Origin of the sequence: Burkholderia paludis (genome assembly GCF_000732615.1) — a bacterium.
GTDB classification, from domain to species: Bacteria; Pseudomonadota; Gammaproteobacteria; order Burkholderiales; family Burkholderiaceae; genus Burkholderia; species Burkholderia paludis.
Map to the genome: position 1 here is coordinate 37,088 of NZ_JPGL01000013.1, position 23,692 is coordinate 60,779.

The window sequence follows — 23,692 nt, forward strand, 5'->3', positions numbered from 1 at the left end:
CCGGCCGGCCCGCGCCGTCGCGGCCGGTGGACGGGCCCGCGAATGTTAGAATCGCGGGATTCCCTCGGCGGCGCACGCCGCCCAACATCCCCTTCGAAGAATCGCCATGACGTCCCAACTGCACAAAAAGGGCGAGGCCTGGTCGGCCCGCTTCTCGGAACCGATGTCGGAGCTGGTCAAGCGCTACACGTCGTCGGTATTTTTCGACAAGCGCCTCGCGCTCGTCGACATCGCCGGCTCGCTCGCGCACGCGAACATGCTCGCCGCGCAGAAGATCATCAGCGCCGACGACCTGGCCGCGATCGAACGCGGGATGGCGCAGATCAAGGGTGAAATCGAGCGCGGCGAATTCGAATGGCAGCTCGACCTGGAAGATGTCCACCTGAACATCGAGGCGCGCCTCACCGCGCTGATCGGCGACGCCGGCAAGCGCCTGCATACGGGCCGCTCGCGCAACGACCAGGTCGCGACCGACATCCGCCTGTGGCTGCGCGGCGAGATCGATCGCATCGGCGGCCTGCTGAACGACCTGCGCGGCGCGCTGCTCGACCTCGCGGAACAGAACGCCGACACGATCATGCCGGGCTTCACGCACCTGCAGGTCGCCCAACCCGTCACGTTCGGCCACCACCTGCTCGCGTACGTCGAGATGTTCTCGCGCGACTCGGAACGCATGCGCGACTGCCGCACCCGCGTGAACCGCCTGCCGCTCGGCGCGGCCGCGCTGGCAGGGACGAGCTACCCGATCGACCGTCACGCGGTGGCAAAGACGCTCGGCTTCGACGGCATCTGCGCGAACTCGCTCGACGCGGTGTCCGATCGCGACTTCGCGATCGAATTCACGGCCGCGTCCGCGCTCGTGATGACGCACGTGTCGCGTTTCTCCGAAGAACTCGTGCTGTGGATGAGCCCGCGCGTCGGCTTCATCGACATCGCCGACCGCTTCTGCACCGGCAGCTCGATCATGCCGCAGAAGAAGAACCCGGACGTGCCGGAGCTCGCGCGCGGCAAGACGGGCCGCGTGAACGGCCACCTGATGGCGCTGCTGACACTGATGAAGGGCCAGCCGCTCGCGTACAACAAGGACAACCAGGAAGACAAGGAACCGCTGTTCGACACGGTCGACACCGTTGCCGACACGCTGCGGATCTTCGCCGAGATGGTTGCCGGCATCACCGTGAAACCGGACGCGATGCGCGCGGCCGCGCTGCAGGGCTTCTCGACCGCCACCGACCTCGCCGACTACCTCGTGAAGCGCGGCCTGCCGTTCCGCGATGCGCACGAAGCCGTCGCGCACGCGGTGAAGATCTGCGACGACCGCGGCATCGACCTGGCCGACCTGACGCTCGACGAGATGAAGCAGGAACTGCCGAACGTCGCGCACCTGATCGGCGACGACGTGTTCGGTTACCTGACGCTCGAGGGATCGGTCGCGAGCCGCAACCACCCCGGCGGCACCGCGCCCGACCAGGTGCGCGCGGCGGTCAAGGCGGCCCGCGCCGCGCTCGGCCGGTAAGCCTGCCGCTCCCGACGGACGCCTTCGGCGTCCGTTTTTCATTCGGGCGGCCGTCGCGCCGCCCGTCGCCCGTCCCGCCTCCCGGATGCACCCGATGACCTTTTCCGCCGCGCTCTTCGACATGGACGGCCTGCTCGTCGATTCCGAGCGGACCATCATGAACACGTGGATCGACGTGTCGAACGCGCACGGCGTCACGCTGACCGTCCCCGATTACCTGCAGATCGTCGGCCGCTCGTTCGCCGAGGGCCAGGTCATCCTGGCCCGGCTGATCGGCCATCCCGATACGTTCGATGCCGTGCGCACCCGCGTGCGCGAGCAACTCGCGGCGCCCGAACCCCATCCGAAGTTTCCGCTGAAGCCGGGCGCGCTCGCGCTGCTCGATGCGCTCGCGCAGGCCGGCATTCCGTGCGCGGTCGCGTCGTCGTCCGCGGGCGACGTGATCCGCGCGCGGCTCGATGCGGTCGGCGTGCTGCCGTTCTTCCGCGCGATCGCGGGCGGCGACGAAGTCGCGCGCGGCAAGCCCGACCCGGCCGTCTACCGGCTCGCGGCCGAGCGCCTCGGCGTGCCGGCGCACGCGTGCGTCGCATTCGAGGACAGCGACTTCGGCGCGCAGTCGGCCGCCGGCGCGGGCGCATCGGTCGTCACCGTGCCCGACCTGAAGGCGCCGACGCCCGAAATCGTCGCGCTGAGCCTGCACGTGCTCGGCTCGCTCGACGAGGCGGTCGCGCTCGTGCCGTCGTGGTTCGGCCGGCACGATACGCAACGGCCCGCGTAGGTCGCCTGCCGCCCAATGCGAAACGGGCACCCTCGGGTGCCCGTTCCATCCTCTCGCGCCGGCCAGCCGGCCTGTGGCGATCGCGCCTACTGGTTGCCGGCCGTCTCCGACAGCCGCTTCATCGTCGCGATGCGCGCGCCGATCAGGTCGACGCGCCCGTCCTCGCCGACGAGCGGCGCGGTCGCGTCGCGGAACGCAACCCATGCACGCTGCGCGCGCGCGAGCGTCGCGGCCGAATGCGCGGGCATCTTGCGACGCAGCTTCTGGTAATAGCGGTTCAGGTCGAACAGCGCGTGTTCGCACGCGGCATCCCGTTCGCACGGCCGCACTCGGCCCACGGCCGGATCGCGCGGCGCGCCGGCCGGCTTGCCGTTCGCCTGCGCCACCCCCTGGGCCCCGCCCTGCGCACCGCTCGCGGCCGCGGCAGGCGCGGCGGCCGGCGGCGGCGCATAGCGATCGGCCGCGCCGCGCAACGCCAGCGCGCGATCGCGCACGGGCTGCAACTGCAGGTCGGCGCTCGACATCGCGTACGCCGTGCCGCGCGTCGTGTCGTACACGGCCTTCAGCAGATGCATTTCGTCCTTGCGCCACGTGACCCAGCGGCGCTGGCTGTCCTGCCAGCCGCGCTTCGCGGCGGCCGGCGCATCCTTCAACAGGCGCTGGTACGCGCCCTCCATCACGGCCTGCCACTGCTGCCGCGCTTCGCCCATGCACTGGATCTGGCCGGCCGTCGACGACCGGTCGCGCCGCGCGAGGCATTGCCGCATCGCGACGTCGATCGGGTCGGCCGCCGCGACTTCCGCATGGGCGGCACTCGCCCCCGCCAGCCCCGCCGCCCAGACGACGAGCGCGGCTGCCGCCGCGCGCATCGCCCGGATACGTCCGTGCGCTGCCATCAGTCGCGCACGCAGTCGACGAAGTACTCGACGCGGCCGTTCACCTCTTCCGCGACGAGACCGTGGATGTCGGTGTGGAAGCCCGGGAAACGCTCGTTGAAGTCGCGCGCGAACCGCAGGTAGTTCACGATCGTCTTGTTGAAGCGCTCGCCCGGGATCAGCAGCGGAATGCCCGGCGGGTACGGCGTGAGCAGGATGCTCGTCACGCGGCCTTCGAGCTCGTCGAGCGGCACGCGGTCGATCTTGCGGTGCGCAAGCTTCGCGAACGCGTCCGACGGCTTCATCGCCGGCTCCATGTCCGACAGGTACATCTCCGTCGTCAGGCGTGCGATGTCGTTCGCGCGGTACACGTCGTGGATCTGCGTGCACAGGTCGCGCAAGCCGACGCGCTCGTAGCGCGGATGCTGCGCGACGAATTCCGGCAGCACGCGCCACAGCGGCTGGTTGTTGTCGTAGTCGTCCTTGAACTGCTGCAGCTCGGTCACCATCGAGTTCCAGCGGCCCTTCGTGATGCCGATCGTGAACATGATGAAGAACGAGTACAGGCCGGTCTTCTCGACGATGATCCCGTGCTCGGCCAGGTACTTCGTGACGATCGCGGCCGGAATGCCGGTCTCGCCGAACTCGCCGTCGACGTCGAGCCCCGGCGTGATGATCGTCGCCTTGATCGGGTCGAGCATGTTGAAGCCTTCCGCCAGCGGGCCGAAGCCGTGCCAGTGGTCGTTCGGCTTCAGCATCCAGTCGTCGCGCGAGCCGATGCCCTCTTCCGACAGGGTGTCCGGGCCCCACACGCTGAAGAACCAGTCGTCGCCGTATTCGGCGTCGACCTTGCGCATCGCGCGGCGGAAATCGATCGCCTCGGCGATCGATTCCTCGACGAGCGCGGTGCCGCCCGGCGGCTCCATCATCGCGGCCGCGACGTCGCACGACGCGATGATCGCGTACTGCGGGCTCGTCGACGTGTGCATCAGGTACGCCTCGTTGAAGCGGTGCTTGTCGAACGTGCGGTTCTCCGAATCCTGCACGACGATCTGCGACGCCTGCGAGATGCCCGCGAGCAGCTTGTGCGTCGAGTGCGTCGCGAACACGAGCGCGCCCGTGCGCGGACGGCCGTCGCCGATCGCGTGCATGTCGCGGTAGAAATCGTGGAACGTCGCATGCGGCAGCCACGCTTCGTCGAAGTGCAGCGTGTCGAGCAGGTCGCCGAGCAGGTCCTTGATCATCTCGACGTTGTAGACGACGCCGTCGTACGTGCTCTGCGTGATCGTCAGGATGCGCGGCTTCAGGTCCGGGTTCTCGCGCATCGCTTCGCGCGCGAACGGGTTCGCCTCGATCTTCTTGCGGATGTTCTCCGGCTTGAATTCGTCGCGCGGGATCGGCCCGATGATGCCGAAATGGTTGCGCGTCGGCGTGAGGAACACGGGAATCGCGCCCGTCATCGTGATCGCGTGCAGGATCGACTTGTGGCAGTTGCGGTCGACCAGCACGATATCGCCCGGCGCGACCGTCGCATGCCAGACGATCTTGTTCGACGTCGACGTGCCGTTGGTCACGAAGAACAGGTGGTCCGCGCTGAAGATGCGCGCCGCGTTGCGCTCGGACGCCGCGACCGGGCCCGTGTGATCGAGCAGCTGGCCGAGTTCGTCCACCGCGTTGCAGACGTCCGCGCGCAGCATGTTCTCGCCGAAGAACTGGTGGAACATCTGGCCGAGCGGGTTCTTCAGGAACGCGACGCCGCCCGAGTGGCCCGGGCAGTGCCACGAGTACGAGCCTTCGTCCGCGTACTTCACGAGTTCCTTGAAGAACGGCGGCGCGAGCGAGTCGAGATAGACCTTCGCCTCGCGGATGATGTGGCGCGCGACGAACTCCGGCGTGTCCTCGAACATGTGGATGAAGCCGTGCAGCTCGCGCAGGATGTCGTTCGGCAGGTGGCGCGACGTGCGCGTCTCGCCGTACAGGAAGATCGGGATGTCCGCGTTGCGGCGGCGCACTTCGGTCACGAACGCACGCAGCTCGATGATCGCGGTCGCGAGCTCGGGCAGTTCGCCGTCCGGGCCGGTTTCGCCGAGCATGAGTTCGTCGTCGTCGATCGACAGGATGAAGCACGACGCGCGGCTCGACTGCTGCGCGAACGACGTCAGATCGCCGTAGCTCGTGAGGCCGAGGACTTCGACGCCCTCCTTCTCGATCGCTTCGGCCAACGCCCGGATGCCGGAGCCCGAGATGTTCTCGGAGCGGAAATCTTCGTCGATGATGACGACGGGGAAACGAAACTTCATGGGCGATTCTCCAAAAAGAACGACCGCGGCGCGTCACGCGCAGCGGTCACCCGGAAACTGGTGAGACGTTATGCAAACAGATCAGGTTTTCGGCAGCGTGACACCGCGCTGCCCCTGATATTTGCCGCCGCGATCGGCGTACGACACGTCGCACACTTCGTCGCTCTCGAAGAAGAGCACCTGTGCGACGCCTTCGTTCGCGTAGATCTTCGCGGGCAGCGGCGTGGTGTTCGAGAATTCCAGCGTGACGTAGCCTTCCCACTCGGGTTCGAACGGCGTCACGTTGACGATGATCCCGCAGCGCGCATAGGTCGACTTGCCGAGGCAGACCGTCAGCACGGTGCGCGGGATGCGGAAATATTCGACGGTGCGGGCCAGCGCGAACGAGTTCGGCGGGATGATGCACACGTCGCCCTTGAAATCGACGAACGAACCCTCGTCGAAATTCTTCGGATCGACGATCGTCGAGTTGATGTTCGTGAAGATCTTGAATTCGTCCGCGCACCGGATGTCGTAGCCGTAGCTCGACGTGCCGTAGCTGACGATCCGGCGGCCGTCTTCGGACGCGCGAACCTGATCGGGCACGAACGGCTCGATCATCTTGTGCTCTTCGGCCATGCGCCGAATCCATTTGTCGGACTTGATGCTCATATCAGGGCGCCAGGAAACGCTGCGCGACGGTCAGCGTGAGAATCGGGAAGCGCCGCTCGCGCGAGGCGGCGGCCTGGAAAGGCGCACATTTTACGCGATCATCGGTCCGTGCACGCGGCAGCGATCAACGGATCACGCCGCACGCAAGCGCCGGGCCCGCGCCATGCTGCGGAAACGCGGGATCGCTCGGGTCGCGGTGCACCAGTACCGCTCGGTTCAGCGCCGAGCGCACGCCGTCGAGGGCCAGATCGGGCGCGACGATGAAGCCCGCCGCGACGCCGTTCGCGTCCGCATGGATGTTGCCGAGATCGCCTGCGACGCGGGCGCCCGCGCGCAGGCGGTCGGCGGCCGGCGCGAACACCTGGCCGGCGCTCGAGCCATCACCCGCGTTGCAGTCGCCGCGCTCGTGAACCTGCAGCGCGTGATCGCTGTTCGGCGGCAGGCCGGCCAGGTTGTAGGTGACCTGGACGCCGTCCGGACGCTCGACGAACGTCACCGCGCCGCGCGCCTGCGAGCCGACCGTGGGCTGCAGTTGGGCATCGGCCCGTTTTTCGTGCGACGAGGAAAAGGAGGTACAGCCGGCCAGCAGGCCCAGCGCGGCAGCGGCCAGCAGCGCCCGCCGCGCGCGGCCGGCGCGTACGCCGTGATGTCGTTGTTTCATTCGATCCTCATGCCGGCTGGCGGCCGTTTGACACGACGGCCGCGCCGGGCGGGTAAAGGGACCCGGTAAAAGTCGCCATGATACCGCGCCTCGCGGCGCCGTAAACAGCGTAAGGTCCCGCCCCGCAAGGGTTTTACGTATTTTGAACAACGATGGACGGGAACTTCGAGGTCATGTCGCGCGAACGCTCGGCGATTGCCAGCGCGACCCCGCGCGCGATATCGCGGTAGCGACGCGCGAGCGCGCCGTCGGGATCGGCCACCACCGTCGGTGTGCCGCTGTCGGCCCGCTCGCGAATCGCGATGTCGAGCGGCAGGCTGCCGAGCACGGTCACGTCGTAGTCCTTCGCCATCCGCTCGGCCCCGCCCGCGCCGAAGATATGCTCCTCGTGGCCGCAGTTCGAACAGACGTGGATGCTCATGTTCTCCACGATGCCGAGGATCGGAATCCCGACCTTCTCGAACATCTTCAGGCCTTTCTTCGCGTCGAGCAGCGCGATGTCCTGCGGCGTCGTCACGATCACCGCGCCCGTCACCGGCACGCGCTGCGCGAGCGTGAGCTGGATGTCGCCCGTGCCGGGCGGCATGTCGACGATCAGGTAGTCGAGCTCGCGCCAGTTGGTCTGGCGCAGCAGCTGTTCAAGCGCGGAGGTCGCCATCGGGCCGCGCCACACCATCGGGTTGTCTTCCTCGATCAGGAAGCCGATCGAGTTCGCCTGCAGCCCGTGGCCGACGAGCGGATTCATCGACTGGTTGTCCGGCGACTCGGGGCGCTGGCCGTGGATGCCGAGCATCGTCGGCAGCGACGGGCCGTAGATGTCCGCGTCGAGGATGCCGACCGACGCGCCTTCCGCGGCAAGCGCGAGCGCGAGGTTCACCGCCGTCGTGCTCTTGCCGACGCCGCCCTTGCCCGACGCGACCGCGACGATGTTTTTCACGTTCGGCAGCAATTTCACGCCGCGTTGCACGGTGTGCGCGACGATCTCCTGCGACACGGCGATGCGCGCATCGCGCACGCCGGGCACGGCCCGCAGCGCCGCCGCGATGCGCGCGCGCACGTCGTCGTGCTGGCTGCGCGCCGGATAACCGAGCACCACGTCGAGCGCCACGACGTCGCCGTCGAGCGCGACGTTGCGCACGCCCTTGTTCGCCGCGTACGGACGGCCGGTATTGGGGTCGACGACAGCCGCCAAAGCGGCGTCGACTTGTGCCCGGTCAATGCTCATCGAAACTCCGTGAAAACGTTTTTCTCGCGTACGATCGTAAAAAAATATCAAATTACGCTGCGAAAATCGGGAAAAGTGAAAGAATCTGTTGCATACCATTGCGCGGACGCGCAACCCGGCGCACTCTTCGCGTGCGGCATGCTATGGGGCCAAATCGGCCACTAACCGCCTATATTGTAGAGGCTGACGCGTCGCCCTGCCCGAACAGCCACGCTGACGGGCAGGGCAAGCGGCCGCCTCGGCGGCTGCCGCGTGCGCAGGCCTGCCCGCGTTGTCGGGCGGCCCGTGCGGGGAGCCGTAACTGTTGTCGTCGTTATCGACTCGTTCAACCAAGAGAGGAATCCAAGATGAACATGAAAATCGCGACTCGCCTGTCCGTCTTCGCCCTGGCCGGCGCACTGCTGGCCGGCTGCGCAACGCAGCAAGGCACCAACACCGCCGTCGGCACCGGCACGGGTGCGGCGCTGGGCGCAGGCATCGGCGCACTGGCTGGCGGCGGCAAGGGCGCGGCGATCGGCGCAGGCGTCGGCGCACTGGTTGGCGGCGTGACGGGTTACAACTGGCAGGCCATCAAGAACAAGCTCGCACCGTCGGCGGCGCAGACGGGCACGCAGGTGACCGAGCAGCCGGACGGCTCGCTGAAGCTGAACGTGCCGAGCGCGGTGACGTTCGCGACGAACCAGTACGCGATCACGCCGGCGTTCACGCCGCTGCTGAACGATCTGGCCTCGACGCTGACCCAGAACCCGCAAGTGACGGCATCGATCGTCGGCTACACCGACAGCACGGGCTCGGCGCAGCTGAACCAGACGCTGTCGCAGAACCGCGCGCAAAGCGTCGTGAACGCGCTCGCGCAGCGCGGCGTCAACGCCGGCCGCCTGTCGGCGCAAGGCATGGGTGCGTCGAACCCGATCGCGGACAACGCGACGGAAGCCGGCCGCGCGCAGAACCGCCGCGTCGAAATCTACCTGCGCGCCGCGCAGCAGTAAGCACCCGACGAGGGGAAGGCGCGGGCGGGCTGCCCGCGCAGCCCGCCGGGCAAGGCTTCCAGCCAAGCCGCACGCCGCGCGAAAAATATTTCGAACTTCTGCCGCTCGCCGTGGTCAGTATTTACGGTACGCGGCTGGTGTTGCCGGCGCGTCACCATTCTCCTCTTGTCGTTGTTGCTCCGGGGCCGTATCCGCCCCGGTTTTTTTTCGCCCGCGGAATTCATGCTGCATCGCAGCACGACGCCATCGGGTACGCCGCCTGCGCGGCCCCGCCCCTTCCGGCGCCCGGTCCGCGGCGCCCGCCCGCGTCGCTGGCGCGCGCCCCTGCTAGAATCGCAGTTTCCCGTCGTTTTTCCGCCGTTCCTCTACAGACCCTATGTCCGCATCCGACCTCACTTCCGTGCAGGCTGCGGCGCCGCAAGGCGGCCGCCAGATCCTCGTTACGTCCGCACTGCCCTATGCCAACGGGCAGATCCACATCGGCCACCTGGTCGAGTACATCCAGACCGACATCTGGGTGCGGACGCTGCGAATGCACGGCAACGAGGTCTACTACATCGGCGCCGACGATACGCACGGCACGCCGGTCATGCTGCGCGCGGAGAAGGAAGGCCTGACCCCGAAGCAGCTGATCGACCGCGTGTGGACCGAACACAAGCGCGACTTCGACAGCTTCGGCGTGTCGTTCGACAACTTCTACTCGACCGACTCGGACGAGAACCGCGTGCTGAGCGAGAAGATCTACCTCGCGCTGCAGGATGCCGGCCTGATCGCCGAACGCGAGATCGAGCAGGCCTACGACCCGGTCAAGGAAATGTTCCTGCCGGACCGCTTCATCAAGGGCGAATGCCCGAAGTGCCACGCGAAGGACCAGTACGGCGACAACTGCGAAGTGTGCGGCTCGACCTACCTGCCGACCGAGCTGCTGAACCCGTATTCGGTCGTGTCGGGCGCCACGCCCGTGCGCAAGACGTCGAAGCACTACTTCTTCCGCCTGTCCGACCCGCGCTGCGAGACGTTCCTGCGCAACTGGGTGAGCGGCCTCGCACAGCCCGAAGCGACCAACAAGATGCGCGAATGGCTCGGCGACGCCGGCGAAGCCAAGCTCGCCGACTGGGACATCTCGCGTGACGCGCCGTACTTCGGCTTCGAGATCCCGGGCGCGCCCGGCAAGTATTTCTACGTGTGGCTCGACGCGCCGGTCGGCTACTACGCGAGCTTCAAGAACCTGTGCGACCGCAGCGGGATCGACTTCGACGCGTGGATCCGCCCGGGCTCGAAGGCCGAGCAGTACCACTTCATCGGCAAGGACATCCTGTACTTCCACACGCTGTTCTGGCCCGCGATGCTCGAGTTCTCGGGCCACCGCACGCCGACCAACGTGTTCGCGCACGGCTTCCTGACGGTCGACGGCGCGAAGATGTCGAAGTCGCGCGGCACCTTCATCACCGCGCAGAGCTACATCGACACGGGCCTGAACCCCGAATGGCTGCGCTACTACTTCGCCGCGAAGCTGAACGCGACGATGGAAGACATCGACCTGAACCTCGACGACTTCCAGGCGCGCGTGAACAGCGACCTCGTCGGCAAGTACGTGAACATCGCGAGCCGCGCGGCGGGCTTCCTGATCAAGCGCTTCGACGGCCGCGTGCAGGACAGCGCGATGAACCATCCGCTCGTCGCGAAGCTGCGCGATGCGATTCCGCAGATCGCCGCGCACTACGAGGCACGTGAATACGGCCGTGCGCTGCGCCACACGATGGAACTCGCGGACGAAGTGAACGCGTACGTCGACGGCGCGAAACCGTGGGATCTCGCGAAGGATCCGGCCAACGCGGTCGCGCTGCACGAAACCTGCAGCGTGAGCCTCGAGTCGTTCCGCCTGCTGTCGCTCGCGCTGAAGCCGGTGATGCCGCGCGTGGCCGAGGCCGTCGAGGCGTTCTTCGGGATCGCGCCGCTCGCGTGGGCCGATGCGACGAAACCGCTGTCGTCGGAACAGCCGATCAAGGCGTACCAGCACCTGATGACGCGCGTCGATGCGAAGCAGATCGAAGCGCTGCTCGCGGCGAACCGCGATTCGTTGCAGGCGGATGCGGCCAGTGCGGCCGCCGCCGGCGCAAACGCCGCGAAGGATGCGAAAAACGCCAAGGCGAACGCAAAGCCGGCCGCCGTGAACGGCGCCGACGATGCGCCGATCTCGATCGACGATTTCGCGAAGATCGACCTGCGCATCGCGAAAATCGTCGCGTGCCAGGCCGTCGAAGGCTCGGACAAGCTGCTGCAGCTCACGCTCGACGTCGGCGAGGAAAAGACCCGCAACGTGTTCTCCGGCATCAAGTCCGCGTACCAGCCCGAGCAGCTCGTCGGCAAGCTGACGGTGATGGTCGCGAACCTCGCGCCGCGCAAGATGAAGTTCGGCCTGTCGGAAGGGATGGTGCTCGCCGCGTCGGCCACCGATGAAAAGGCCGAGCCGGGCCTCTACATCCTCGAGCCGCACAGCGGCGCGAAGCCGGGCATGCGCGTGAAGTAAGCCGGCGCCCCGCCGCCCGCACGAAAAAAAGCCCCGCACGCCTGTTGTCGTGCGGGGCTTTTCACATGTGCGGCGCCTGCCCGGCGCCGGCCTTCACCGTTGCCCGAACCAGCGGTCGAAGCGCCGCGTGTAGTTCAGGTCGACGCCCTGGAACGTGCCGCCGTACGCGGACACCGACCAGAAGCGCGTCAGGTTGATCGTCGCCTTGAACGCGTTGCTCGCCGATTGCAGGCCCTGCTCGAAACCGAGCACGAAGCGCTCGTTGATCGCCTTCGACACCAGCACCACCTGCGGATCGGTCAGGCCGACTTCGCTGCGGCCGATCGACACCTCGTCGAGACCGAAGGTTTGCGCAACGCGCTTGCCGGTCACGCTGCCGAGCAACCCGAGGGCCGCCGTCATCGCACCCTGCTGGCCGACGTTGTTGCCTTGGTCGGTGCCGTGCCCGAACAGCAGCCACGACAGCTTTTCGTTGTCCGTGACATTCGGTTCCGACACGAGCTTGACCGTCAGCGACTGGATCGTGCCCGTCACCTGCACGCCGGCCTCGACCTCCTGGTTACGCCGCATCGCGAGGATGTTGACGCCCGGGTTCGACACCGGCCCGTTGAACGTGAAGAAACCGTTCTCGATCGCCAGCTTGCGGCCGAACGACGTGTACGTCGACCCTTCGGTCACGCGAACGTTGCCGACCGCGCGCAGCGGCAAGCCTGGCGCGCTCATCACGGTGATCGTGCCGCGCAGCCCGAGATCCGCGCCGTGGCCCTTGAAGCGGAAGTTGTTGCCGAGATCGATGTCGATGTTCGCGCGCGGCGCGAGCGACGGCGCCGGCTTGTTCGCGGCCGGCTGCGGCTTCGCGACCGCGGTGCCGGTGGGCGTCTCGCCGCGCACCGTGCCGTCCGGCTGCACGATCACGACGTCGTCGGACAGGTGCGGCGCCGACTCCTCCGGCAGATCGAACAGCGCGCGATCGACGACGAACTTGCCGTCGATCGACAGCGCGCCGCGCGGCCCGTCGTTCGCGACCGTCGCCTTGCCCGACAGCGACAGCTTGCGGTCGGGCGCCGCGAACACTTCGAGCTTGTCCGCGACGATGCTCGCGGTCAGGTCCGACGCCGCGCCGTCGAGACGCACGCGGCCGAGCGCGCGCAGCGTGCCGTCGCCGCCGTGAAACTCGACCTGCTGGAATTCGACGAGGTTGTCCGACAGCTTCACGCGCACGATGCCGTCCTTCAGCTGCACGCCCTGGTCGATGAGCGTCGCGGACAGGTCGTCGCCCGTCAGCATTCCCGACAGGTTCGGCTTCGCCGGCGTGCCGGCGACCGTCAGCTTCAGCGCCGCGCGTCCGCCGAGCAGGTAGCTCGGTCCGAACAGGTTGCCGGTCGTCTTCAGCGCAGGGATGTCGGCGTCGACGCGGCCCGACAGCGGGCCGTCGTCGACGACGCCGAACACGCCGTCGCGCAGCGCGAACGGCACCGCGACGCTCGCATCGAGCGTACCGATCCGGTTCGCCTTCGCCTGCGCCGTCACGTTGAGCCGGTTGCCGGGCGCGAAGCTCGCGCGCGCCGACAGGTCGGTCAGCCCGAGCGACGCGATGCCGCGCCCGCTCTCGATCGTCACGTCGCCGCCGCGGCGCTTCACCTGCACGTAGCCCGTCGAGTTCGCGCCGAGCGAGAAATCCCAGTCGGCGTCGAGTACGACGTCGGTCCGAACCGGCGAGCGCTGGCCCGTCAGTTCCTGGCGGACTTCGAGCAGACGCGCAACCGACGCGCCGCTCACCGAGCCCGACGAGCGCAGTTGGCCACGATCGAAGACGAACGATTTCAGGTCGATCGCGGCGCCCTCGAGCGTGAGCCGCGTCGCACCGAGCGTCACGCGATCGGCGCCGGCCGACACGGTCAACGGCGCCTGCAGCGCAATGGCCGGCGTGCCGCGGTTCGCCAGACGCGTAACGGTGCCGTCCCAGCGCATCCCGTCGCGGCCCTCGGTCACGCCGCCGTTCGCCGCGAGCGTCACGTCGATCACGCGGCCGCCGGCCGTCCCGAGCGCCGACGCGTCGAGGGTGTGCTTCGCGCGCGTACCGTCGAGATTCGCGCGCAGCGATTTGAGCTTCAGCGAACCCAGCGCGAGGTCGGATGCGTCGGCCGTAAATACGAGGGCGCCATGCGCGCCGTCGCGGATGTCCGCGCGGCCATGCGCGGCGCCGATCCGGTTCGAGCCGACGACGACGCCCTCGGCCTTGTAGTCGGCCGTGACGTTCGGGTGCGCGAAGCTGCCGGTCAGGTCGCCCTGCGCCTGCACGAGCCCTTCCACGCCGAAGCCGAGCCGGTCGAGCCGGGGCGCGTCGATGACGAAGCGCAGCCGGTCGCCGGGCGCGCCGAAGCTGCCGCGCAGGTCGACCTGGTTGCCCGCGATCGACAGGTTCGCGTTGCTCGGCAGGATTCGCGAGCCGGCAAGCTGCACGACGCCGGCGCCGGTCAGCGGCACGCCGTCGTACAGGCTGTCGCCGAGCTTGAAGGTCGCCTTCGTCGACACCTGCGGCGCGAACGCGCCCGATGCCGTCAGCGTGCCCGACACGCGCGTGTCGCCGCGCGTGGCCGGGGCGGCCTTGGCCGACGCCTTGCCGCCGGCCTTCGGCGCCTGCAGCGCGGCGAGCAGGAGCGGATCGAACGCCGTCAGCGTCGCTTTCGCGTCGTAGCTCGAATGCGCATCGTGACGGAACACGCCGGTCAGATCGATACGGCCCTTGCCGGCCGTCACGCGCGCATCGGTCAGCACGGTTTGCTGCGCGGCCAGCGCGACCTTCGCGCGCGCGCCGAGCGCGAGCTTCGGATCGTTCAGGTCGAAATCGACGGTCGTCACGTCGCCCGCGAGCGTCACGCCGAGCGGGCCGCCGAGGCGCATCGGCCGCAGTTCGGCGACGAACGCGTTCAGGTCGAGGTTCGCGACCTTCAGGTCGAAGCGGCCCTTGCCGCCCGTCAGCGTACCGCTGCCCGCCACGCTGCCGTCGCGGATCAGTTTCAGCGCAAGCCCGTCGATCCGCTGCGTGTGTGCATCGAGATGCACGTTCGCATGCGCATCGATCACCGGCAGCAGGTGGTCGCCGAGGATGCCCGGCTTCGCGTTGACGATCGACACCGGGCCCGTCACCGCGAACGCCTGCGCGTGCGCCGTGCCGGCCGGCGCGGTCACGGGCGCGAGATCCGCGCGCACCGCGAGATCGGCGGCCGGCGCGCCGGGCGCGAGCGCCTGCGGATTCACGTGATCGAACGCGAGCGACGCGCGCGTGAGCGGCACCGGGCCGAACGGCGCGGCCTCGACATGCGCGCGCCCGTTCAGCTTCATCCCGCTCGCGTCGATTTCGGCGACCAGCGCCTCGAGGGAGCCCGACACGCGGGCCCGGGCGTCGACCGGCTCGTCGGACAGCTTCCCTGCGTAGGTGGCTTCGCCCGTCAGCGCGAACGGCTTCACGCCGTCGAGCTGCGCGCGCGCCGTCAGCGCGCCGAACGGCGTATCGACGCCGTCGAGCACGAGTTCATGATGACGGCCGTCGCTGCGGCCGTTCAGCGCGATGTGGTCGAGCTGCGTCGTCGAGCCGCCGTCGTGGATCGCGAGACGGTCGACGCGCAGGTCGTCGATCCGCAACTGCAGCGGCAGGCTCAGGTCCTGCGGCGGCGTACCCGGCGTCGACGGCCCCGGTGCGATCCGCACGTCGACCGTGCCGGCGCGCAGATGGGCGATGGACAGCCGCCACGGCGCGCGGGTCAGCGCCCAGCGGCCGTCGAGCCGGTCGATGCGGACTTCGGTGCCGGTGCCGTCGGGGCTGGTCCACGCGAACCCGCGCAACCGCACGCCGGTCGCGAGCGAACCGCCTTCGAGCGTGCCCGCGAGCCGCGCGCCGAGCACGCGCTCGGCCGCCTGCCATGCGAGCCGCGTGCCGGATTCGGTCGTCACCGCGGCCAGCACGAGCCCGAGCGCCAGCACCACGAGCAGCACGACCGTCGCGAGCGTCCATGCGGCGGCGCGCCCGACGCGTGCGGCGAGCCCGCGGCGCGGCACGCGCGGCGGCGCGTCGGGCGCGCCGTCGGGTGCGTCCGGATCGTGAGGCGGCGGCGTGTCGTTCGGGTCCTTCGTCATGCGGTTCGTCGTCGATGATGCGGTTCGTTCAGAAAGCAATGCCGAGCGTCAGGTACGGGCGCACGCTATGGTTGCGCATCCCGTACGCGACGTCGACGTTGATCGGGCCGACGGGGCTGCGCCAGCGCGCGCCGACGCCGACACCGGGGTAGAACACGCGCTCGCCCCACGCATCGGTGGCAGTGCCGATGTCGAAGAACGTCGCGGCGCCCCAGTCGCGGTTGAACCAGTGCTGGTATTCGGCGGTGCCCGTCATCAGGTATTTGGTCGGCAGCACCGAGCCGTCGACGCTGTTGCCGATGCTCTGGTAGCCGTAGCCGCGCACCGAGTTCGAGCCGCCCGCGCGGAACAGCAGCGATGCCGGCACGCCGGCCGAGCTGCCGCCCGTGAACACGCCGCCGAGCTCCGCGCGGAACACGAACAGGTCGCGCTTGCCGATCGGCAGGTACTGCTGGCCGCGCGCATAGCCGCGGACGAAGGTCTGGTCGGTCAGCACGCCCTTGATCGCGAAGCCGGCCTCCGCGTGGATCAGGTTGCCCGAGCGCGGGAACAGCTGATCGTCGACGTTGCGGCGCGTCCAGGCCCATTGCGGCACGAGGGCGCGGCTCGTGGTCGGCCCCGCGCCGTTCTGGTCGAGCCGGTCCTGGTAGAACATCAGCGAGTACGAATAGTCGATGAACTGGCCCGTGCGTGTGCGCTGCGCGCCGACCCGCCCGCTGTAGATGCGCGTATCCGACACGTTGGTGTTGGTGTAGGACGCAAGCACGCTGTTGGTCCAGCCCTTCTCGCCCGGCGGCATCGACAGCTGGACCTGGCCGTACTGCTGGATCTGGTCGAGCCGGCCCGACACGGTCAGCGGCCACGCGGCGCCGAACGTGTCGAGATACGTGTAGGAGCCCTGCACGTGCGGGCCCGTGTCGGTGGCATAGCCCACGCCGCCGCGAATGTTGTTGTACGGAAACTCGCTGACCTTCACGTGCACCGGCGTGCGCTCGGGCTTCGTCGCATCGTCGCCGACGTCGATCGCGACGCTCGCGTAGTACGGCGTGTTCTGCAACTGCCGCTGCAATTCGGTGATGCGCTGCACGTCGTAGATCTCGCCCTCGGACAGCGGATTGACGTTCGTGACGATCTTTTCCGGATAGCGCCGCACGCCGTCGACATCGACCTTGCCGATCGTGAACGTCGGGCCGCTGTCGAACGTGACCGCGAGCGTCGCACGCTGCGTGCGCGGGTCGATGCGCGCCTCGGACGACACGATCTTCGCGCCGAGATAGCGGCGCGACTGCAGTTGCTTGAGCGCGGCGCCCTTCGCGCCGTCCCAGTCGGACTGCGTGAACGGGTCGCCCGGCTTCAGCGAGAACGCGAACCGGGTCGCGGCTTCCTGCTTCGGGTCCTCGGTGTCGATGGGCCCGTTGAACGTCAGGTCGACCGTCGACACGACGGTCTGCTTGCCCGGATCGACCGCGATGCGCACGTCGCGCTTGCCGTCGTGCGTGCGGACGTCGGTGCGCACGACCGGCGAGAAATAGCCGGCCGTCGCGGTCAGGTCGCGCACCTGCTGCGGCGTGGCGGTGACGAGGAAGTCGAACTGGTCGTCGTTGATGTCGTCACGCTTCGCGAAGCGCGCGATGTCGAGATGCGACTTGAGCAGCTTGCGGACCGAGCGCGGCGCGTCGATGTCGACGTCGTACTTCGCGTGGGCCGGCAGTGCGAAGAATGCCGCGAGGCAGCCCGCGAGGGCCGCCCGTGCGATGCGGGGCGCGGCGCCGGCACGATTGCGTGCCGCGCGCGAGCCCGCGCCGGTTGCCATGTGTGCTTGCTGGTTCGACTGCCCCGCCAAATATGACCTCGCCCTCGGTTATCGCGTTTTGGTGGAAAACCCCGTATTTGACCACAGGGCGCAAGCGTCAAAGCTTAATGTTTGTAAGCTGCCTCGCGGGCGTGCGGGCGCGGCGCGATGCCTGCCGGCAGGCGCCCGGGCTGCCTGCCGCGCGGCAGCTCGCGGGTTCGACGCGCGATTGACGCCGGCTGTTCCCGCGATGCGGTAAAATCCCGCCATCGTGAATCCGGCGCATCGTGCGCCGCCCGAAACGGAAACTCCAGCCATGCCGTACCAGTCCGACGTCACGCAGTTCCTGAACCAGCTCAAGCAACAGAAGCCGACGCTCGAGGAAGAGCAGCGCAAGGGCCGCTCGCTGCTGTGGGACAAGCAGCCTATCGACCTCGAGGAGCGCGCCGAGCAGCAGGAATCGCGCGTGAAGCAAACCTCGTACGTCTACTACCAGAACTTCTGACGACGTGAGCGCCGCCGACGAGGCCAGCGCCGCCCGGCAGGACGACGCGATCGCCGCGCCCGCGGGCGCCGATTCGACGCCCGACACGGTCGACGGTGTCGCGGCGTTTGCTCGCCTGTACGGCGAGCCGCTCTTCAAGCTGCCGCAGGATCTCTACATCCCGCCCGATGCGCTCGAGGTGTTCCTCGAAACGTTCGAAGGCCCGCTCGACCTGCTGCTCTACCTGATCCGCAAGCAGAACTTCAACGTGCTCGACATCCCGATGGCGCAGGTCACCGCGCAATATCTGGGCTACGTCGACCAGATCCGCACGTCGAACCTCGAGCTGGCGGCCGAGTACCTGCTGATGGCCGCGATGCTGATCGAGATCAAGTCGCGCATGCTGCTGCCGGTCAAGAAGGCCGATACCGGCGAGGAAGCCGAGGATCCGCGCGCGGAACTCGTGCGCCGCCTGCTCGAATACGAGCAGATGAAGCTCGCCGCGCAGCGGCTCGACCGGTTGCCGCAGCTCGGCCGCGATTTCCTGCGCGCCGAGGTCTATATCGAGCAGAGCGTCACGCCGCGCTTTCCCGACGTGAACTCGGACGATCTGCGCGCCGCGTGGGCCGACGTGCTCAAGCGCGCGAAGCTCGTCCAGCACCACAAGATCTCCCGCGAGGAGCTGTCGGTGCGCGAACACATGAGCCTGATCCTGCGCCGGCTGCAGAATGCGCGCTTCATGGAGTTCGCCGAACTGTTCGATACGTCGCGCGGCGTGCCGGTCGTCGTCGTGAATTTCATCGCGATGCTCGAACTCGCCCGCGAATCGCTCCTCGAGATCACGCAGGCCGAGCCGTTCGCGCCGATCTACGTGCGCCTCGCGTACCTGCCCGCGTAAGGCCGGCACTCTCCCGCCTTCCCTGTTCACCCGCATGCATGCGTCGTTGCGCCCTGACCCGGCACGGCCCCGCAGACCGTTGCCGGCACGCCCCGCCAAAAAATGAACGATCGTTCTTTTTTCGATGCGTTTGACGGCCAAATCCTCTACAATCCGCCGACGCCCGATGCGCCGCCCGCGCGCCGGCGTTCTCCGCTTCGACCCCGACGCCGCTGCTGCGGCGCCAACGCGCGCATGCGCGAGGAACCCGCTACCCGATCATGAAAGTCATCAGCTCGATCCATGAACTGCGCGACCAGTTGCGCGGCCAGAACCGCACGGCGTTCGTGCCGACGATGGGCAACCTGCATGAAGGCCATCTGTCGCTGATGCGCCTCGCGCGCCAGCACGGCGACCCGGTCGTGGCGAGCATCTTCGTCAACCGGCTGCAATTCGGCCCGAACGAGGATTTCGACAAGTACCCGCGCACGCTGCAGGACGATATCGAGAAGCTGCAGAAGGAAAACGTCTACGTGCTGTTCGCGCCGACCGAGCGCGACATGTACCCGGAGCCGCAGGAATACCGCGTGCTGCCGCCGGACGATCTCGGCGGGATTCTCGAAGGCGAGTTCCGGCCCGGCTTCTTCACCGGCGTGTGCACCGTCGTCTCGAAGCTGATGGCCTGCGTGCAGCCGCGTGTTGCCGTGTTCGGCAAGAAGGACTACCAGCAGCTGATGATCGTGCGCCGCATGTGCCAGCAGCTCGCGCTGCCGGTCGATATCGTCGCCGCCGAAACCGTGCGCGACGAGGACGGCCTCGCGCTGTCGTCGCGCAACCGCTACCTGTCGGCCGACGAGCGCAAGGAAGCGCCCGAACTCGCGAAGACGCTGCAGCGCATGCGCGAAAGCGTGCTCGGCGGCGAGCACGACCTCGGCAAGCTCGAGCAACAGGCGCGCACGCACCTGGCCGAGCGCGGCTGGGCGCCCGACTACCTGTCGATCCGCCGCCGCGCGAACCTGATCGCGCCGAGCGCCGCCGAACTCGAAGCCGGCGAGCCGCTCGTCGTGCTCGCGGCCGCGAAACTCGGCGCGACGCGCCTCATCGACAACCTGGAAATCTGACGGGCCGCCCGCCCGCGCCTCTCACGACGCATCACGGAGAAATCATGCAGCGCCACATGCTCAAATCGAAGATCCATCGTGCCGCAGTCACGCACTGCGAGCTGCACTACGAAGGCTCGTGCGCGATCGACGAAGACCTGCTCGAAGCATCGAACATCGTCGAGAACGAACGGATCGACATCTGGAACATCAACAACGGCGAGCGCTTCTCGACGTACGCGATCAAGGGCGAGCGCGGCAGCGGAATGATCTCGCTGAACGGCTCGGCCGCGCGTCGCGCGCAGCTCGGCGACCTCGTGATCATCGCGGCATTCGCGATGGTCGACGAAGCCGAACTGCAGGCCGGCTGGAAGCCGAAGCTCGTGTTCATCGACGACGGCAACAAGATCAAGGGCCATCGCGATCACGTGCCGACGCAGAACTGGACGTAATCCGCCCGCGTGGCCGGCCGCCCGCGCGCCGTGGCGCGCGGCGCGTGACGCGGCTGCGGCGTTCACGGTAAAAGGGCCTGATTCCGTATCGCACGGGATCAGGCCCTTTCTCGTTTCATCGGGCGCGGCCCGCCCGGGTGCGATGCGATCAGGCCCCCTTGGCGGCCTTCTCCGGCTTCTCCGCCTTCGGCTCGCGGCGTTCGGCCCATTCGACGATCGGCCGCCACTGTTCGAGATCCTTCTCGACGCGGCTCTTCGCGACGTCCCACAACGTGAGGCCATGCGCGGCGATCTGCACGTAGTTCTGCGTGTCGCGCACATAGCCGAGCACCGGCAGGCCGAGCCCTTCGACGAACCGGTGAAGCTGGTCGGACGAGCGCGTGCGCGCATCGACCCGCATCCCGACGATCCCGACCTCGATATTGCCCTTGCGCACGGCCTTCTCGCCGGCGAGACGCTCCAGGAACTGCTGCGTGGCCAGGATATCGAACATCGACGGCTGCAGCGGCACGATCACCTTGTCGGCCAGTTGCAGCGCGACGTTGAGCCGGTTGCCGTGCAGGCCGGCCGGCGTATCGATCACCGCATATTCGAGGCCGCGCGGCGGCTTCGACGGCGCATCCGGATCGAGCGCCCACGCCTCGATCGCCGGCAGGCCGGACGGCCGCAGGTCGAGCCACGCATGCGCCGACTGCTGCCGGTCCAGATCGGCGAGCGCGACCCATGCGCCCTGCGCCGCGAAATAGCCGGCAAGATTGGTGGACAGCGTACTCTTCCCCACGCCGCCCTTCGGATTCGCCACCACGATCACCGTCATGAATTCCCCCCGAAAAAGCCACGCGGCGCCCGCCGCATGGCCGGCGCCGCTCGATTGCGGATACAGGGAGCGATGATATCGGCAAACGGGGCGTCACCGGAACGGGTTGGCCGAACGGCTCGCCGCCGGCTCGCCCCGGCCCGCCGTTATGCGGGCCGACCCACGGCCTCCCGCGCGCCGATCGCGAACGCGCCGCCGCCCAGCAGCGCCTGCACGGCCAGCGTGACGGCCCAGAACGCCGGATATTCCCAGCCGCCGTTCGGCGACGCGAAGCTCCAGCCGTTCGGCAGATGCGCGGCGGTCGCGCCGAGCATGAACGGCAGCAACACGAGCGCCGCGACGCGCACGCGGAAGCCCGCGAGCAGCGCCAGGCCGCCGGCCAGTTCGACGAACGTGGTCAGGTACGCGAGCCAGCCCGGCAGGCCGATCGACGCGAAGAACTGCGCGGTGCCGGGCAACGTGAAGACGAACACCTTCTGTGCGACGTGTGCGAGGTACAGCACGCCGAGCGCGACGCGCAGCAGCGTCGCGGCGAAATCGTTCAGGCGATGGGAGGTCATGACGGGTTCCTTCGTGAGTGGATGAGAATGAATCGCACTCTATTCGAATCCGTTTGACCGATAAACACGCAAATTCGCTTTAACTCGTTCCCACCTGGAATCAATTCGATCGAAAAAAAGGGCATGACCGATCATGCCCCTCCTGCCCGCGTCAGTAACCGCTCTTGCCTTGCGTGGCGTCACCTGAACCGGGCTGGCCGCCGCCCGATCCGGACGCGTCGCAGGCGTGCGCAACCGCCGACACGCCCAGCAGCGCCGCGAGCAGCACGCTCCACCACCATCGAGCCTTCATCGTCGCACTCCTCCAGGCGGACCTCCGCCCTCCTCTGTTGTACGCGATCGGACGGAAAAAGCGAGCGCGGCCCGGCGCCGGCTCAACGAAACTCGGCGTACAGCGCGTCGAGGTCGAGATGCGCCGCGAACGTCTCCGCGAGCCGCTCGAGCGACGCCTCGCGCAGCGCCGGATAGTCGATGCGTTCCGCGCCGTCGAGTCCGGCCCATGCGAGCAGCGCCGCGCACGCGTCCGGCGCGTCGAACAGCCCGTGCAGATAGGTCGCGAGAATCTGGCCGTCGGCGGAAACCGCGCCGTCCGGACGCGCAGCGTCCTGCGCGGCGTCGGCGGCCAGCGCCAGCGCAGGCGACGCGAGCGCCGGCCCGCGCGTGTCGCCCATGTGGATCTCGTAGCCGCGCACGGCGGCCCCGCCCGGCAGCGCGAGTTGCCCCGTCACGTTCCGGAGCGTCTTGTCGGGCTGCAGCGTCGTGTCAAAATCGAGCAGCCCGAGCCCCGGCATGCTGCCGGGCGCGCCCTCCAGGCCGAGCGGATCGTCGAGCGTGCGGCCGAGCATCTGCATCCCGCCGCAGATGCCGATCACCTTGCCGCCGTAGCGCAGGTGGCGGCGGACCAGCGCGTCCCAGCCCGCGTCGCGCAGCCACGCGAGATCGCGCTGCACGCTTTTCGAGCCGGGCAGGATCAGCAGGTCGGCATCCGGCACGGGGCCGCTCTTCCAGTACGTGAATTCGACCTGCGGATGCGCGCGCAGCGGATCGAAATCCGTGTGGTTGCTGATGCGCGGCAGCGCGGGCACGACGACGCGCAGCACGCCTGTCTCGCCGCGTGCGGCGGCACTGCGCGCCTGGGCGGGCAGCATGTCCTCGGCGTCGAGCAGCAGCCCGTGCAGGTACGGCAGCACGCCGAACACAGGCTTGCCGGTCTGCGCGCGCAGCCAGTCGAGGCCCGGTTCGAGCAGTCCGATATCGCCGCGGAAGCGGTTGATCACGAAGCCGCGCACGCGCGCGCGCTCGCTGTCCGACAGGCACGCGAGCGTGCCGACCAGGTGCGCGAACACGCCGCCGCGGTCGATGTCGGCGACGAGCACGACCGGGCAGTCGACGCGTTCGGCGAACCCCATGTTCGCGATGTCGCCTTCCCGCAGGTTGATCTCGGCCGGGCTGCCCGCGCCCTCGACGATCACTGCGTCGTAGCCGGCGCGCAGCCGCGCATACGATTCGAGCACCGCGTCGAACGCGACCGGCTTGTAGTCGTGATACGCCCGCGCGTCGAGGTTCATGCGCGCCTTGCCGTGAATGATCACCTGCGCGCCGCGGTCGCTCGTCGGCTTCAGCAGCACGGGGTTGAAATCCGTATGCGGCGCAACGCCCGCGGCGAGGGCCTGGAGCGCCTGCGCGCGGCCGATCTCGCCGCCGTCGGCCGTCACCGCGCTGTTGAGCGCCATGTTCTGCGGCTTGAACGGCGCAACGCGCACGCCCGCGCGGCGCGCCAGCCGGCACAGGCCCGCGACGAGCGTGCTCTTGCCGGCGTCGGACGTCGTGCCCTGGATCATCAGCGTGCCGCGCGGCCGCGGCTCGGGTGCATTCATCGTGTCAAGGTGGTCGCGAGGCAAAGGCCGCATTATCTCCCGCGCCGGCGCCGCCGCGCCGTTACAATCAC

The 23,692-nt window shown here is 68.4% G+C and carries 19 protein-coding genes; 8 read left to right on the top strand and 11 right to left on the bottom strand.

Features of this window, described 5'->3' with window-relative positions; genetic code table 11:
- Positions 1 to 106: 106 nt before the first annotated feature.
- Positions 107 to 1,516: an argininosuccinate lyase gene (gene argH, locus GQ56_RS0109410; protein WP_031398420.1), complete on the top strand. Its 1,410-nt coding sequence runs from the start codon at positions 107 to 109 to the stop codon at positions 1,514 to 1,516.
- 94 nt (positions 1,517 to 1,610) lie between these two features.
- Positions 1,611 to 2,294 carry an HAD family hydrolase gene (locus GQ56_RS0109415; RefSeq protein WP_031398421.1) on the top strand — a complete coding sequence of 228 codons (684 nt, stop codon included), beginning with the start codon at positions 1,611 to 1,613 and terminating at the stop codon, positions 2,292 to 2,294.
- 86 nt (positions 2,295 to 2,380) lie between these two features.
- Here the strand turns inward: GQ56_RS0109415 and GQ56_RS0109420 are convergent, their stop codons facing one another.
- The 5 genes from GQ56_RS0109420 to apbC all read right to left on the bottom strand — a co-directional run bounded on the left by GQ56_RS0109420 (position 2,381) and on the right by apbC (position 8,006).
- Positions 2,381 to 3,190, bottom strand: coding sequence for a lysozyme inhibitor LprI family protein (locus GQ56_RS0109420; RefSeq protein ID WP_031398422.1), 810 nt, complete (start codon positions 3,188 to 3,190; stop codon positions 2,381 to 2,383).
- A complete protein-coding gene (locus GQ56_RS0109425; protein ID WP_031398423.1) occupies positions 3,190 to 5,469 on the bottom strand; it encodes an arginine/lysine/ornithine decarboxylase in 2,280 nt (759 codons plus the stop codon). Before GQ56_RS0109425 ends, GQ56_RS0109420 begins: the two co-directional genes overlap by 1 nt.
- An 81-nt stretch (positions 5,470 to 5,550) precedes the next feature.
- Positions 5,551 to 6,120: a dCTP deaminase gene (dcd, locus tag GQ56_RS0109430; protein ID WP_006398615.1), complete on the bottom strand. Its 570-nt coding sequence runs from the start codon at positions 6,118 to 6,120 to the stop codon at positions 5,551 to 5,553.
- Positions 6,121 to 6,244: 124 nt separating this feature from the next.
- Positions 6,245 to 6,781: a superoxide dismutase [Cu-Zn] gene (gene sodC / locus GQ56_RS0109435; RefSeq protein ID WP_031398424.1), complete on the bottom strand. Its 537-nt coding sequence runs from the start codon at positions 6,779 to 6,781 to the stop codon at positions 6,245 to 6,247.
- A 133-nt stretch (positions 6,782 to 6,914) separates the two neighbouring features.
- A complete protein-coding gene (apbC, locus tag GQ56_RS0109440; protein WP_031398425.1) occupies positions 6,915 to 8,006 on the bottom strand; it encodes an iron-sulfur cluster carrier protein ApbC in 1,092 nt (363 codons plus the stop codon).
- A gap of 347 nt (positions 8,007 to 8,353) precedes the next feature.
- Between apbC and GQ56_RS0109445 the strand changes: the two genes are divergently transcribed.
- Positions 8,354 to 8,995, top strand: coding sequence for an OmpA family protein (locus GQ56_RS0109445; protein WP_031398426.1), 642 nt, complete (start codon positions 8,354 to 8,356; stop codon positions 8,993 to 8,995).
- Positions 8,996 to 9,371: 376 nt separating this feature from the next.
- Positions 9,372 to 11,525, top strand: coding sequence for a methionine--tRNA ligase (metG, locus tag GQ56_RS0109450; protein WP_031398427.1), 2,154 nt, complete (start codon positions 9,372 to 9,374; stop codon positions 11,523 to 11,525).
- A 93-nt stretch (positions 11,526 to 11,618) separates the two neighbouring features.
- Here the strand turns inward: metG and GQ56_RS0109455 are convergent, their stop codons facing one another.
- A complete protein-coding gene (locus GQ56_RS0109455) occupies positions 11,619 to 15,662 on the bottom strand; it encodes a translocation/assembly module TamB domain-containing protein (protein ID WP_031398428.1) in 4,044 nt (1,347 codons plus the stop codon).
- 28 nt (positions 15,663 to 15,690) lie between these two features.
- Positions 15,691 to 17,505 carry an autotransporter assembly complex protein TamA gene (locus tag GQ56_RS0109460; protein WP_031398429.1) on the bottom strand — a complete coding sequence of 605 codons (1,815 nt, stop codon included), beginning with the start codon at positions 17,503 to 17,505 and terminating at the stop codon, positions 15,691 to 15,693.
- Positions 17,506 to 17,770: 265 nt separating this feature from the next.
- On the opposite strand from GQ56_RS0109460, the gene GQ56_RS0109470 reads away from it, so the two are divergent.
- The 4 genes from GQ56_RS0109470 (at position 17,771) to panD (ending at position 20,367) form a co-directional block, all read left to right on the top strand.
- Positions 17,771 to 17,959, top strand: a complete 189-nt coding sequence (locus tag GQ56_RS0109470) for a DUF3460 family protein (RefSeq protein WP_006478107.1) — start codon at positions 17,771 to 17,773, stop codon at positions 17,957 to 17,959.
- A 4-nt stretch (positions 17,960 to 17,963) separates the two neighbouring features.
- Positions 17,964 to 18,836: a segregation and condensation protein A gene (locus GQ56_RS0109475; RefSeq protein WP_031398430.1), complete on the top strand. Its 873-nt coding sequence runs from the start codon at positions 17,964 to 17,966 to the stop codon at positions 18,834 to 18,836.
- 260 nt (positions 18,837 to 19,096) lie between these two features.
- Positions 19,097 to 19,936 (top strand): pantoate--beta-alanine ligase, encoded by an 840-nt coding sequence (gene panC / locus GQ56_RS0109480; RefSeq protein ID WP_031398431.1) that lies wholly within the window; start codon positions 19,097 to 19,099, stop codon positions 19,934 to 19,936.
- Between the two features lie 44 nt (positions 19,937 to 19,980).
- Positions 19,981 to 20,367: an aspartate 1-decarboxylase gene (gene panD / locus GQ56_RS0109485; protein ID WP_031398432.1), complete on the top strand. Its 387-nt coding sequence runs from the start codon at positions 19,981 to 19,983 to the stop codon at positions 20,365 to 20,367.
- Positions 20,368 to 20,515: 148 nt separating this feature from the next.
- Here the strand turns inward: panD and GQ56_RS0109490 are convergent, their stop codons facing one another.
- From GQ56_RS0109490 to GQ56_RS0109500, 4 genes are all read right to left on the bottom strand, one after another.
- Positions 20,516 to 21,184 (bottom strand): ParA family protein, encoded by a 669-nt coding sequence (locus GQ56_RS0109490; protein WP_031398433.1) that lies wholly within the window; start codon positions 21,182 to 21,184, stop codon positions 20,516 to 20,518.
- Between the two features lie 146 nt (positions 21,185 to 21,330).
- The gene (locus GQ56_RS0109495) at positions 21,331 to 21,744 is read right to left on the bottom strand and encodes a DoxX family protein (RefSeq protein ID WP_031398434.1); all 414 of its coding nucleotides are present in this window, start codon (positions 21,742 to 21,744) and stop codon (positions 21,331 to 21,333) included.
- Positions 21,745 to 21,895: 151 nt separating this feature from the next.
- Positions 21,896 to 22,036, bottom strand: coding sequence for a hypothetical protein (locus GQ56_RS46015; protein WP_162836098.1), 141 nt, complete (start codon positions 22,034 to 22,036; stop codon positions 21,896 to 21,898).
- 82 nt (positions 22,037 to 22,118) lie between these two features.
- Complete coding sequence (locus GQ56_RS0109500) at positions 22,119 to 23,621, bottom strand: cobyric acid synthase (RefSeq protein WP_031398435.1); 1,503 nt, start codon at positions 23,619 to 23,621, stop codon at positions 22,119 to 22,121.
- Positions 23,622 to 23,692: the final 71 nt, after the last annotated feature.